The sequence below is a fragment of the Nonomuraea longispora genome (genome assembly GCF_004348345.1).
GTDB classification, from domain to species: Bacteria; Actinomycetota; Actinomycetes; order Streptosporangiales; family Streptosporangiaceae; genus Nonomuraea; species Nonomuraea longispora.
Genome location: NZ_SMJZ01000039.1, coordinates 1 through 13,189, shown reverse-complemented (window position 1 = coordinate 13,189; position 13,189 = coordinate 1). Strand labels below are relative to the sequence as shown.

Sequence of the window (13,189 nt, the reverse complement as noted above, 5' to 3'; positions counted from 1 at the left end):
GAGCTTATGTCGCAGACCGTGAGCAGGGCGACCGCGATCCTCCGGCTGGCGTGCGGTGGCCCGCGCAGCCTCGCGGACATCGGCGACCGGCTCGGCGTGCACCGCACCACCGCCCTGCGTCTGCTCCACACGCTCGCCGAGTCCGGCCTCGTCCGGAGGCTGCCCGACGGCACCTGGGGCGCCGGGAACGGGCTCGCCGCGCTGGCCGCGCGCGCCGGCGGCCAGTTCGGGCTGCGCGACCTCGCCCACCCGCACCTCGCCGCGCTGCAGGACAAGGCGGGCCACACCGTCCACCTGGCCGCCCTGCGGGAGAGCACCATCGTCTACGTGGACAAGATCTCGCCACCCGGCCCGGCGCGCATGTACGCCCGCATCGGTCGGCCCGTTCCGCTCCACACAGCGGGCGTGAGCAAGGCCATCCTCGCCCACCTGCCCCCCGCCCACGCGGACGAGGTGCTGGAGGGCTGGGAGTTCACCCCGTACACGCCCGCTACGCTGACCACCAGGGCCGCGCTCGACCAGGAGCTGCGGGCCGTGCGTGAACGGGGGTGGGCGGCCGATGAAGGCGAGTTCGAGGAGTTCGTCCACTGCGTGGCCGTGCCCGTGCGCAACGCCTTCGGCGACGTGACCGCGGCGGTCTCGCTCACCGCGCTGCGCGCCCAGGCCGGCCGCGCCGCCCTGCACGCCCTGCTGCCGCCGGTGATCCGGTGCGCCGCGGCCATCTCTGAGCAACTCGGTTACCAGGAGGACCCACCATGACCGTCGCCGTCCACGTCGGCCCCGAGCCCGTGCCCGTCCTCGTCGAGGCCGTGGAGCGGGCGGGCGGCAAGGTCGTGCCACTGGAGCAGGCCGAGGCGATCGTCTACTACGGCAGCGACGATCCCGCGGAGATCCGCGCCATGACGCACGGCGGCATCCGCTGGGTGCAGTTGCCCCACGCGGGCGTCGAACGCTGGGCGGACGCCGGGGTCTTCACCGAGCAGCCGGTCTTCACCGCCGCTGCCGGCGCCTATGGGCCCGCCGTGGCCGAGCACGCGCTGGCCATGATGCTGGCGGCCGCGCGCGGGCTGCACCGGCACGCCAGGGCCACCTCGTGGGGTCCCAACACCTCGAAGGAGTTCGCCGGCTCGACCGTCTCCATCGTCGGCCACGGCGGCATCGGGCGGGCGCTCATGCGGATGCTGGAGCCGTTCGGCTGCCGCGTTCTCGCGGTCACCGACAGGGGAGAGGCGCCGGGGGCGGCCCGGATCGTGCCGCGCGCCCGCTTCCGCGAGACGCTGCCCGAGGCCGGTTACGTGGTCGTCGCCGCTCCCGCCACCCCGCGGACCAGGGGCATGTTCGGGGCGCGCGAGTTCGGCCTCATGCGTTCGGACGCGTGGCTGGTCAACGTGGCACGGGGTGGGCTCGTGGTGACCGGCGACCTGGTGGACGCGCTGCGCGAGGGCCGCATCGGCGGCGCCGCCCTCGACGTGACCGACCCCGAACCGCTGCCGGACGGGCATCCGCTGTGGGAGCTGGACAACGTCCTGATCACGCCCCACTGCGCCAACCCGCGCGACGCCTACTGGCACGGCCTGGCCGAACGCGTCACCGCCAACGTACGCCGCTTCGCCGAAGGCGCCCCGCTCGAAGGCGTCGTCTCCCCGTCCCAAGGCTTCTGACCGAGCACGTCACCACCCGCTCCCACCCTCGCCACGACGCCGCCCGCCGCACGACGCCGCCCGCCGCACGGAGGCGCCGGGCGTGCGGGCGGTGCAAGGCCGCGTGCGGCCGGTCGCCGCTCATCCTGCGTCACGTGCGCGGGTAGGTGAGGCGGGCGATGGGCGGGTGTTACGGCGCGGTGGCGTCCGGTCGGCCGGGGAGGTTGATGCGGGCGCCCGCGCTCAGCCCTGAGTCGTGCACCTCGAGCCCCACGGGGGTGAGGCCCTTGTCCAGCTCGAACACCAGCGCGCCCGTGAACGTCCGCCCGGCCTCGATCCGGATCGGGGTGATCTCCTTGCCCGCCTTGTCGAGCAGCCGGGTGCCGGCGTGCAGCGCGTCGTCCTCGTCGATCAGCTTCTGCTGCCCGGGGTAGAGCACCCGGGCGTCAGGGCCGACGTTCTCGATCTTGACGCCGATCCGGCAGGCCCGCGTGGCCGCCGACTTGGCGGGCTTGCCGCATTTCGTGCTCGTCACGGCGAACTTCAGCTTGCCGTCCTGCACGGGCCCGTCCGCGCCGGACGCGGGCGGCGGGCGGAACACCCAGGCCAGTACGGCCACCAGCAGCACCAGCAGCACCGCGGCCACGACCAGGACGGTCAGGCAGCCGGCGAACATGCTGCGCTTGCGCTTCGGCGGCCGGTAGCCCGGCAGCGGGCCCTGCCCGGTCACCGCGCCGGTCACCGCGCCGGTCACCGCATGGTGCGGCGGCGCCTGGCCGGTCCGGCGGTGCGGCAGCGGTCCGCGCCCGGTGGTGAGCGGGCCGGTGTGCTCAGGGTGCGGCGTCTGCTGGCCGTGCGCGATGCGCGGCAGGGGTCCGGTCCGCTCGGGATGCGCCGGCCGGCCTTGCCCGGCCGGCGTGGGACCGGTGCGTTCCGCGGGCGGCGGAGGGTGCGGGCTCCGGCCCGAGCCGGGTGTGGGGCCCGTCCGCTCGGTGGGCGGCACGTGCTGCGGGCCGCGACCGGAACCTGACGTCGGCCCGGTGCGTTCGGCGGGAGGAGGTTGCCGTGGCCCTCCCACCGCGCCGGGCAGGGGGCCGGGCCCCGTGCGCTCGTGGTGAGCCTGTTGGGGCACCCGGCCGTCGGGGTGCCCTGCCTGAGCCCCATGGCCCCCGGCGTCGGGGTGTGGACCGCGCTGGGTCGCGTCGCGGTGCGGGCCACGCTGAGGTGCTTCGGGAAGCGGGCCCTGGTGGGTGGACTCCGGGTGCGGGGTGCGGTGAGGGGCCTCGGGATGGCGGTGCGGCGATGGCGATCCGGGCGCGGCACGCTCGGGCGGCGGCCGGTGCGGCGCCTGCGGCATCAGCGGCCCGAACTCCGACGGGTTCCACGCGTTGGTCAGGTGCTTGGTCGCGGCCAGCTGCGCGGCCGGCTCGTCGGCCGCCTCCACCAGCTCCAGCAGCAGCTGCCTGGCCGCGGGCCGCCGCGCGGGGTCGGGGTGGATGGCCGCCGCCACCAGCCGGTCGAGCGGCGCAGGCAGCCCCCGGAGGTCGGGAGGCGCGGTGCGGGCCCTGGCCGCCATCACGTAGGCGTCGCCCTCGCCGAACGGATGCCCGCCGAGCCCCGCGTACGCGATGAGCGAGCCCCACGCGAACACGTCGCCCGCCGGGCTCGTGCGCCCCTCGAAGACCTGCTCGGGAGCGATCCACCCGGGTGTGCCCATCACCATGCCGGCGTTGGTGTGCCGCGAGTCGACGTGCGAGGAACGGGCCAGGCCGAAGTCGATCACGCGCGGCCCCGCCAGCGTCAGCATCACGTTGGCCGGCTTGAGGTCGCGGTGCACCAGCCCCGCCGCGTGGATCGCTGTGAGCGCGGCGGCCACGCCGACGGCCGCCGCGTGCAGCACGGACGGTGACAGCGCGCCGTGCTCGATGAGGTGGTCCTCGAGGGAGATGCCGTCGATGTACTCGGTGACGAGATAGAGGCGGCCGCGGTCCTCGCCGTGGTCGAGCACCCGCGCCGTGCAGAACGACGCCACCTTGCGCGCGTTGGACACCTCTTCGTGGAAGCGCGCGCGGTAGACGGGGTCGGCGGTGAAGTCACGCCGGATCGCTTTGAGCGCCACCCGTGACCCGTCGGCGGCCTTGGCGAGGTAGACCACCCCCATGCCGCCGGAGCCGAGACGGCTGAGCAGCTCGTAGGGGCCGATCGCCGGCGGATCGTCCGGCTTCAGCGGAGAGCCAGCGGAGCGCCCCAACGTCGCCGTCCTCTCGCCGTCGTCATCCCGTCTCAACCCGAACCGATCCTCCGCCCCGGCCGGTCGTCGTGCAGCGACCCGCACCGTTCCGCCGCACGGCATCCCGTTTGTACCCAAGACTCTAACGGAGGAAGGGCCCGCTCGTTGGCCACTAGGCGTGAGCAGGCTTGCGGCGCGCGGGGCGCATCGTCACCCGCAGCCGCGCGAGATTGAGCGCGTAGGGGAGCGGCCGGTGCGGCGAGATGAGCCGCCCGACGGGCTTGGGACGGGAGGCGCGCAGGATGCCGGCCAGGAAGGCCGTGCCGACCGCGAGCGTCAGGTGCACGCCCTCGCAACCCGGCCTTGCCCACCACTCGCCGGCGGCGGTGCCGTCCTGCCAGATCTCGGGTGCGAAGGTGTTCGCGTACGGCAGGCGGGGGCTGCGCTGGTGGGCGGCCATCGGCACGAGGACGGTGGTGCCCGCGGGCAGGGTGGCGCCGTACCAGGAGGTCTCCATCGTGGTGACCCGGGTCAGCGCCGGCACGGGCGGCCACAGGCGCAGGCTCTCGCGCAGGCAGGCGCGTAGGTGACAGGGGTCGGCGCGGGCCGCCTTGCGGTGCGCAGGGTGGGCGGCGAGCAGGGCGAGGGTCTGCATGAGGCCGGGCGCGGTCACCCCGAGCCCCATCAGCCAGAACGCGGCCTGCATGAGCCCGCGCGACTCGGCCTGTCCGGGGTTCTCGGCGATCAGCCCGGCCAGGCTGCCGGGCTCGGCGCGGCGCAGGTGGTCGATGATCCGAGCGTCGTAGCGGCCCGACAGGAGCTGCTGGCGCCGCCTGGCCCGCAGCCGTCCCGCCCGGGTGAGGTCCGCCAGCAGCCGGGTCAGCTCCTCGTCGCCGGCCGCGCCGTCGCCGTAGACGCAGCGGCGGGCGACGCGCTGCCAGCGCGTGTCGAGCCGGGCGTAGTCCACCACGCCGTCGGTGAGTCCTTCGGCCTCCTCACGGGCGATCTCGATGAACGCGGGCCGCAGCACGTCCGTCGGCAGGCCCAGGGGGCGGATCTCCACGGCCGGCGCGTACGCGTCGTCGTCCTCGGCCAGCACACGCAGCGCGTCCCGCTTGGAGATGACCACCAGCGCGGAGCCGCGTGGGCCGCGGACCAGGACGGGACGGCCGCCGTACCGGGATTCGAGCTCCATCAGCAGCGTGCGGGAGCGCAGCAGGTCGCGCCCGGGGGCGAGGTGCGGCGTGCCGGGCGGTACGAGGGCGGACCGCAGGCGCAGGCTCTCCAGCGCGGTGGCCCTGGGCAGCCCCCTAGGCACGTGCGGCTCCCCGGGATCCGGCCGGCGCCCGCGAGTCCCGGGCCGCGTGGGCCCTGGGCCCTGAGCCCGCGGGCGCCTCCTGGATGGCCGGAGCGGGGAGAAAGTTCATATCCCGATGTGATCGCCGCAGCCTTGCCTTCGCAATCTGGGGTTTCGGTCACCGGAACGTCTGCGGCCCCGCGCGCCCGAGGTGTTCCGGTGGCCGGAACGCCGGCATCACGGCACACGAAGCGGTTCGGGGCAGGGGGAGATCGCGGCCGAGATGGCCTGCGCCGCGCCGCGTACGGAGATGCCGAGCCGGGCGAGCTGGGCCGCGTGCGCGGGCGCGGCCACGCCGAGCGCCATGCAGACCGTGCCCGCGGGCCCGAACACGGGGGCGGCCACGCAGGCCACGCCCTCGGTGTACTCCTCCTGCGCGTACGCCACCCCGTGCCTGCGGACCTGGGCCAGCTCCCGCTCCAGCCCGGTCAGGGTGGTGACGGTGCGGCGCGTCCAGCGTTCGAAGGGGCCGCGCGCGATCAGCTCGTTGCGCAGCCGGGGATCGAAGGCCAGCAGCGCCTTGCCCGTAGCGGTGCAGTGCAGCGGCGCGCGGTCGGTGCCGTCGGAGCGTGAGCCGACGCGGTTGTGCCCGTAGAGGCGCTCGACGTAGCGGGCCTCCAGGCCGGCGGGCACGGCCAGGTTCACGGTCTGCCTGGTGGCCTCGTACAGGTAGAGCAGGTACGGGAGCACCACCGCGCGGGTGCCCGGCACGAGGGCGCGGGTGGTGCGGGCCATCGTCTCCAGCACCTCGCCGGGCACGTAGACGTTGCCGACCCGCCGGGCCAGCTCGCGCGCGCACAACACGCCGAGGATGCGATGCGCGGTCGACTTGGGCAGCCCTGTGCTGCGGCACAACTCCGACAGGCTCACCGGGCGGGACGACGCGCTGAGCGCGAGGAGGATGTCGATCCCGCGCTCCAGGCTGCCCGGTTGCGCCGCCCTGCGGTCGTCGGCGACGCTCTGCTCGTGGTCGGCGGTTTGTGTCGGCATGACTGTCCTTTCGCTTTCCGAGGAGCGAAAGGGGCTTCCCGGGGCCGCGTTTTGTGCATGCCTCGACCTACCCGGTTGACCGAAGGTTGATACACCGTCAACTCAGAGTGATGATCTTCGCGTATTCAGAAAAAGGCCGCGCCGGGGGATTGCGCGGCCTTGTCCGGTCCGTGCGTCACCTTAGTGCGGCGGCCTCCGACGCGAGCTTCTCGACCCGGCCCCAGTCCCCCGCCGCCAGCGCGTCGGCCGGGGTCAGCCAGGTGCCGCCGACGCAGCCCACGTTCGGCAGCGCGAGATAGCCTGCCGCCGTGTCGGCCCGGATGCCGCCCGTCGGGCAGAACCGCACGTCCGGCAGCGGCCCGCTCAGGGCCTTGACGTAGGGGACGCCGCCCGCGGCCTCGGCGGGGAAGAACTTGAGCTCCTTGACGCCGCGCTCGGCCAGGGCCATGGCCTCGGACACGGTGGCCGCGCCGGGCAGGTAGGGAATGCCGCTCGCGTCCAGTGCCTCGACCAGCGACAGGGTGGTGCCCGGCGAGACCAGGAACCGAGCCCCGGCCGCCACCGATGCCGAAATATCGGCAGAAGTCCGGATCGTGCCGGCACCCACGGTCGCCTCGGGCACCTCGGCGGCGATCCGGGCGATGGCCTCACGGGCGGCCGGCGTGCGCAGGGTCACCTCGATGACCGGCAGGCCACCGGCGACCAGCGCCCTGGCCAGCGGCACGGCGGTGTCCGCGTCGTCGATTACCACGACGGGGATCACCGGGGTGAGATCGAGCAGACTGCTCATACGTTCTTCTCCTCGTCGGCCCCGTCCGGGACCTTCCGTACTGAAATTTCCGGGCTTGCGTCACAGCGGGGCATGCCTCAACCCACCTATTCCCTGCGCGCGCACCGGCTCAGCCAGGCCGCGGCGCCCGTCAGCGCCGTCCGAGCAGGCCGCGCCGGCCGCGATCCCCAGCCGGACCGTCACCGGGCCAGCCCGGCGGGGCGAGCCCTCACAGGGGCGCCCGCCTCCAGGTGCGAGGAGCCCGCCTCGGCGGGGAAACCCAGCCCGGGGCCGTGGTGCGGAGACTCGGCGCCGCTCACCCCGAAGATCCCGGCCCCCTGCTCCGCGTGCCCCGCCATCCGGCGGAACGCGGCGAACAGCTCACGCCCGGTCCCGACCCACTGCGCGTCGCTCAGCGGCCGTCCCTCGGGTGCGCGCCCGGCCAGTTCCTCGGCCGGCACCAGCAGCTGCAGGGTGCCCGCTGCCGAGTCGAGCCTGACGACGTCGCCGTCGCGCACCAGCGCGATCGGCCCGCCGTCGGCCGCCTCGGGCGACAGGTGGATGGCCGCGGGCACCTTGCCGGACGCGCCCGACATCCGCCCGTCGGTCACGATCGCCACCCGCTGCCCCCGGTCGAGCAGCACGGCCAGCGGCGAGGTCAGCTTGTGCAACTCGGGCATGCCGTTCGCGCTCGGTCCCTGGTAGCGGATGACCGCCACGAAGTCCTGCCCGTCCAGCTCGCCCGCCTCGAACGCCTCCAGCAGGTCGAGCTGGTCGTCGAAGACCTTGGCCGGCGCCTCGACCACCAGGTGCTCCGGCTTGACCGCCGACACCTTGCTGACGGCGCGGCCCAGGTTGCCCTCGACCATGTGGATCCCGCCGTCCGCAGCGAACGGCCCGGCGACGGGACGCAGCACGTCCAGGTCGGCGCTGCCGCCGGTGACCGGCGACCACAGCAGCTCGCCGTCCACCAGGGCGGGCGCCTCGCGGTAGCGGTCGAGCCCGCGTCCCGCGACGGTCAGCACGTCGGCATGGAGCAGCCCTTCGTCCAGTAGGTCACCGATGAGCACCTGCATGCCGCCGGCGTCGCGGAAGTGGTTCACGTCCGCCTGGCCGTTCGGGTAGATCTTCGTCAGCGACGGCACCACCCGTGACAAGCAGGCCAGGTCGTCCCAGGTCAGGACGATGCCCGCGGCGGCCGCCATGGCCACCAGGTGCAGCGTGTGGTTGGTCGAGCCGCCGGTGGCAAGCAGGGCGACGCAGGCGTTCACGATGGCCTTCTCGTCGACCACCTCGCCGATCGGCGTGTACTCCCCGCCGTGCGCGGTGATCTGCACGGCCCTTCGTCCCGCGGCCGCGGTGAGGGCGTGGCGCAGCTCGGTGTGCGGGTTGACGAACGTCGAGCCCGGCAGGTGCAGGCCCATGACCTCCATCAGCGCCTGGTTGGAGTTGGCGGTGCCGTAGAAGGTGCAGGTGCCGGGGGAGTGGTACGACCGGGCCTCGGCGTCCAGGAGCTCGTCCCTGCCCACCTTGCCCTCGGCGAACAACTGCCGGGTGCGGGCCTTGACCTTGTTCGGCAGGCCGGACGTCATCGGCCCGGCGGGCACGAAGACCGCCGGCAGGTGCCCGAAGTGCAGCGCCCCGATGAACAGCCCCGGCACGATCTTGTCGCACACGCCCAGCAGCAGCGTCGCGTCGAACATGTCGTGCGACAGCGCGATCGCGGTGGCCATGGCGATCACGTCGCGGCTGTAGAGGGACAGCTCCATGCCGGGCCGCCCCTGCGTGATGCCGTCGCACATCGCGGGCACGCCGCCCGCCACCTGCGCCACACCCCCGGCCTTGCGCACGGCCGCCTTGAGCTCCTGCGGATACGTCTCGTACGGCTGGTGCGCGGAGAGCATGTCGTTGTAGCTGGTCACGACGGCCACGCCGGGCTTCGCCGTGGCGCGCAGCGCGGGCTTGTCCTCGCCTGAGGCGCCCGCGAAGCCGTGCGCCAGGTTCGCGCAGCCGAGGTGCGCCCGCGCGGGCCCCTTCGCCCGCGCGGCCTCGCCGTCACGGCGGATCCGCGCCAGGTACGCGGCCCGGCTCGTGGCGCTCCGCTCGGCGATCCGGTCGGTGATCTCCTGAATGACGGGGTTCATGCACGCTCCTTCGTCGGGCCGGTGAACCCGAGGTCTCTCCATCGGCAGGTACGCATCGCGCGCTCGTTCACGCGTCATCCTCGTGCCACGCGCGACCGCTGCGGCCGAGCAGTTCATGGGCGCCCGCGGGACCGGTGGTCCCCGCGGCGTAGGGCTCGGGCAGCTCCGCCTGCGACTCCCAGGCCTGCAGGATCGGGTCGATCCAGCGCCAGGCCGCCTCCACCTCGTCCCGCCGCATGAACAGCGTCGGGTTCCCGGCCAGCACGTCGGTCAGCAGCCGCTCGTACGCCTCCGGCACCCGCGTCGAGAACGTCTCGCCGAAGCTCAGCGACAGCGGCACCGGCTTCAGCGTCACGTCGCCCGCACCCGGCTCCTTGGCCATGATGTGCAGCCGGATGCCCTCCTCCGGCTGGAGCCGCAGCACCAGCCGGTTCGGCGCGCCGCCGGGGTAGATGGAGTGCGGCACGTCCTTGAACTGCACCACGATCTCCGAGCGCCGGTACGGCATCCGCTTGCCGGTGCGCAGGTAGAACGGCACTCCCGCCCACCTCCAGTTCTTCACCTCGGCCCGGATCGCGGTGAACGTCTCCACCCGCCGCGAGGCCTCGGTGGGCGGCGTGGACGCGGGCTCGTCGAGGTAGCCCGGCATGTCGTCCGCGCCGACGTACTGGCCGCGTACGGTGAAGCGGTCGGCCTCCGTGCCCGTGATCGGCCGCAGCGCCTGCAGCACCTTGACCTTCTCGTCACGCACGGCCTCGCGGTCGCTGCGGGCGGGCGGCTCCATCGCGGTCAGCGTGAGCAGCTGCAGCAGGTGGTTCTGCACCATGTCGCGCAGCGCGCCCGCGTGGTCGTAGTAGCCGCGCCTGCCGGGCGTCCCGACGGTCTCGGCCGCGGTGATCTGGACGTGGTCGATCCAGAGCGAGTTCCAGATCGGCTCGAGGAAGGCGTTGGCGAAGCGCAGGACCAGGAGGTTCTGGACGGTCTCCTTGCCCAGGTAGTGGTCGATGCGGAAGATCTGGCGCTCGTCGAAGATGGCGCCGACCTCATCGTTGATGCGCTGCGCGCTCGTCAGGTCATGGCCGAGCGGCTTCTCCAGCACCACGCGGGAGCTCGGCGTCACCAGCCCGGCCTCGTCGAGCTCACGGCAGAACGGCCCGAACGTGCGGGGCGGGCTGGCCAGGTAAAACACCCGGTCGCGCTGCTCGTGCCCGGCCAGCAGCCTGGTGAGCGCGCCCCAGCCCTGCCGGTCGGTCCCGCCCGTGCCCGTGCCCGTGCCCGTGACATCTCTGCCGACGTCGACCGAGACGTGGTGCAGGCGGCCGAGGAAACGCTGCCAGCCGGCCTGGTCGTCGGCGGGCACCTGGTCGCGTACCTCGGCGTCCACCTTTCCGCGGAAGTCGGCGTCGGTCAGCCCGCCCCTGGACATGGCGATGACGCGGGATTCGGGCGAGAGCCGGCCGTCCCTGTCGCTGTGGTAGAGCGCCGGGATCAGCTTGCGCATGGCCAGGTCGCCGGTCCCGCCGAAGACGACGAGGTCCGCGGTGTGCGCGCCGGCGGGATCTGGGCGATCTGCGGGTGAGGTCGAGAGGGGGGACACGGTTGAGACTCCATGATCTACCAACTAGGGATAGAACGGACAATAACGGGAGTTTGGTTCGTACACAAGCGGAGTTTTGGAATCTAAGATAAAAAAGTTGCGACTTTTCATTACCTAACCCCGTGTGGTTCACTTAGCCGATGCCTCGACGTACTGCCGCGACCTTCGCCACCAGTGGCGAGGTGCTCCGCCTCATCCGCTCAGGAGAGGCCGTGACGCGCGCCGACCTCGGCCGGGTGACCGGTCTGTCGCGCCCAGCGGTGCAGTTGCGCGTCGGTGAGCTGCTGGAACGCGGCCTGGTCGTGGAGCGCGCCGACGCACCCTCCACGGGCGGGAGGCCGCCGGTCCGGCTGGAGTTCAACGCCTCGGGCGGCGTGGTGCTGGTCGCGGCGCTCGGCGCCAGCCGCACCCGGGTCGCCGTCTGCGACCTGGCCGGGCACGAGCTCGACGGGTGCGAGTTCGCGATGGACGTGGAGCAGGGCCCCGACGTGGTGCTGCCGTTGCTCATGGACACGTGGGACGAGCTGCTCGGCGGCCGTCCCCGCTCCACGGTCGCCGGCGTCGGCATGGGCGTGCCCGCGACGGTCGAGTTCGCGCAGGGCCGCACGGAGAGCGCCCGCGTGATGGCCTCCTGGACCGGAGTGGTGATCCCGCCGATCATTCACGAGCGGTTCCCCGTCCCGGTGCTCGTCGACAACGACGTCAATGTGCTGGCCATCGGCGAGCACCGCGGCGTCTACCCCGACCTGAGCGACCTGATGTTCGTGAAGATCTCGACGCGGATCGGCGCGGGCGTCGTCGCCGGCGGCGAGATCCTGCGCGGTGCGCTGGGCGCCGCGGGCGAGATCGGGCACATCCCCGTGCTCGACGGCGGCGACGTGCTGTGCCGGTGCGGCAACACCGGCTGCGTCGACTCCGTCGCCAGTGGCACCGCGCTGCTGCGCGACCTGCGGGCCCTCGGCAAGGACGTCATGACGATCGCCGACGTGACGGCGCTGGTGCGGGCGGGCGACGCCGAGACGATGGCCACCGTGCGCGAGGCGGGACGCAGGATCGGCGAGGTGCTCGCGGGGGCGGTCAACATCCTCAACCCGTCGGTGGTGGTGCTGGGCGGCGACGTCGCCGAGGCGTTCGGGCCGCTCGTGTCCAGCATCCGCGAGGTCGTCTACCGCCGCTCCACCGCCCTGGCGACCCGCCGGCTGCGCATCGAGCCGAGCCGGCTCGGCGCGGGCGCCGGCATCAGCGGGTGCGCGGTGATGGTGCTCGACCACGTGTTGTCGCCCGAGGCGGTCGACGAGGCCATGACGGTCTCCGCCCTGCGCCGGCAGAGCGCGGCCTCCGGCTAGAGGGCGGCTAGAGTCGGCTAGAGGTCCCAGCGCGGCTCGGCGCTCTCCTGCACGCGGCCGTCCGCGCGGAAGATCAGGTGACGGTCGAAGCCGGCGGCGAACCACCGGTCGTGCGTGACCACCAGCACCGTGCCCGCGAACCCGGCAAGGCCCCGCTGCAACGCCTCCGCGCCGGCCAGGTCGAGGTTGTCGGTCGGCTCGTCGAGCAGCAGCAGCGTCGCCCCCGAAAGCTCGAGCAGCAGGATCTGCAGCCGGGCCTGCTGGCCGCCCGACAATGTCTCGAACGGCTGCCCGCCCGCCGGGGCCAGCTCGTAGCGGGCCAGCGCCGCCATCGCCTCGTTGCGGGTCATGGCGTGCTCACGCATCACGACGTCGGCCGCGGCGCGTCCGTGCAGGTCGGGCCGCTCGTGGGTCTGCGCGAAATAGCCGGGCGTGACCCTGGCGCCCAGCCGGGCGGAGCCGGTGCGGGCGATCGGCTCGCCGGCCAGCAGCCGCAGGAAGTGCGACTTGCCGGTGCCGTTGGCGCCGAGGACGCCGACGCGCTCGCCGTACCAGATCTCCGTGGAGAACGGCCGCAGCAGGCCGCTCAGCTCCAGGCCCTCGCACGTGAGCGCCCGCTTGCCGGTGCGGCCGCCGCGCAGCCGCATGCGCACGTTCTGCTCCTTCGGCGCGCGCTCGGGCGGCCCGGCCCGCTCGAACCGCTCCAGCCTCGTCACCGCCGACCGGTACGCGCCCGCGAGCGCGTCGTTGTTCGCCGAGCGCTGACGGAGTGTGTGCACCAGGCCGCGCAGCCGGGCCCGCTCGTCCTCCCAGCGCCCGCGCCTCTCCTCCAGCCGCTCCGCGCGCCGCCTGCGGGCCTCGGCGTAGCCGGCGAACCCGCCGCCGTGCACCCACGCGCCGCGCCCCTCGACCGTGATGATGCGGTCGGCCGTCTCGGCCAGCAGCCACCTGTCGTGCGAGACGAGCAGCACCGTCTTGGCCGACTCCCTGACCGCCCGCTCCAGCCACTGCTTGCCCCGCACGTCAAGGTAGTTGTCGGGCTCGTCGAGCAGCAGGATCTCGTCCGGACCGCGCAGCAGCGCCGCCAGCATGAGCCGCTTCTGCTCCCCGCCCGAC

Annotated in this window: 10 protein-coding genes; 3 read left to right on the top strand and 7 right to left on the bottom strand. The window is 73.6% G+C overall.

What is annotated here, in order from left to right; all coding sequences use genetic code 11:
- The first annotated feature begins 18 nt into the window (after nt 1-18).
- Together E1267_RS13025 and E1267_RS13020 are read left to right on the top strand one after the other, a co-directional pair.
- Complete coding sequence (locus E1267_RS13025; RefSeq protein WP_220449456.1) at nt 19-759, top strand: IclR family transcriptional regulator; 741 nt, start codon at nt 19-21, stop codon at nt 757-759.
- On the top strand, nt 756-1,661 hold the full coding sequence (locus E1267_RS13020; RefSeq protein ID WP_132332702.1) for a D-isomer specific 2-hydroxyacid dehydrogenase family protein: 906 nt from the start codon (nt 756-758) through the stop codon (nt 1,659-1,661). Before E1267_RS13025 ends, E1267_RS13020 begins: the two co-directional genes overlap by 4 nt.
- 169 nt (nt 1,662-1,830) lie before the next feature.
- Here E1267_RS13020 and E1267_RS13015 read toward each other — a convergent pair whose 3' ends face one another.
- From E1267_RS13015 to zwf, 6 genes are all read right to left on the bottom strand, one after another.
- Nucleotides 1,831-3,891, bottom strand: a complete 2,061-nt coding sequence (locus E1267_RS13015) for a serine/threonine-protein kinase (RefSeq protein WP_165959593.1) — start codon at nt 3,889-3,891, stop codon at nt 1,831-1,833.
- Between the two features lie 151 nt (nt 3,892-4,042).
- Nucleotides 4,043-5,188 (bottom strand): cytochrome P450, encoded by a 1,146-nt coding sequence (locus E1267_RS13010; protein ID WP_132332700.1) that lies wholly within the window; start codon nt 5,186-5,188, stop codon nt 4,043-4,045.
- Nucleotides 5,189-5,404: 216 nt separating this feature from the next.
- Nucleotides 5,405-6,217, bottom strand: coding sequence for an IclR family transcriptional regulator (locus tag E1267_RS13005; protein WP_132332699.1), 813 nt, complete (start codon nt 6,215-6,217; stop codon nt 5,405-5,407).
- 175 nt (nt 6,218-6,392) lie between these two features.
- Nucleotides 6,393-7,007 (bottom strand): bifunctional 4-hydroxy-2-oxoglutarate aldolase/2-dehydro-3-deoxy-phosphogluconate aldolase, encoded by a 615-nt coding sequence (eda, locus tag E1267_RS13000; protein ID WP_132332698.1) that lies wholly within the window; start codon nt 7,005-7,007, stop codon nt 6,393-6,395.
- A 179-nt stretch (nt 7,008-7,186) separates the two neighbouring features.
- Nucleotides 7,187-9,130 carry a phosphogluconate dehydratase gene (gene edd, locus E1267_RS12995; protein ID WP_132332697.1) on the bottom strand — a complete coding sequence of 648 codons (1,944 nt, stop codon included), beginning with the start codon at nt 9,128-9,130 and terminating at the stop codon, nt 7,187-7,189.
- 67 nt (nt 9,131-9,197) lie between these two features.
- The gene (gene zwf / locus E1267_RS12990; RefSeq protein WP_132332696.1) at nt 9,198-10,727 is read right to left on the bottom strand and encodes a glucose-6-phosphate dehydrogenase; all 1,530 of its coding nucleotides are present in this window, start codon (nt 10,725-10,727) and stop codon (nt 9,198-9,200) included.
- 140 nt (nt 10,728-10,867) lie between these two features.
- On the opposite strand from zwf, the gene E1267_RS12985 reads away from it, so the two are divergent.
- On the top strand, nt 10,868-12,073 hold the full coding sequence (locus tag E1267_RS12985; protein WP_132332695.1) for an ROK family transcriptional regulator: 1,206 nt from the start codon (nt 10,868-10,870) through the stop codon (nt 12,071-12,073).
- Nucleotides 12,074-12,090: 17 nt separating this feature from the next.
- Here the strand turns inward: E1267_RS12985 and E1267_RS12980 are convergent.
- The coding region (locus E1267_RS12980) for an ATP-binding cassette domain-containing protein (protein WP_132332694.1) at nt 12,091-13,189 on the bottom strand (1,099 nt) is incomplete at its 5' end.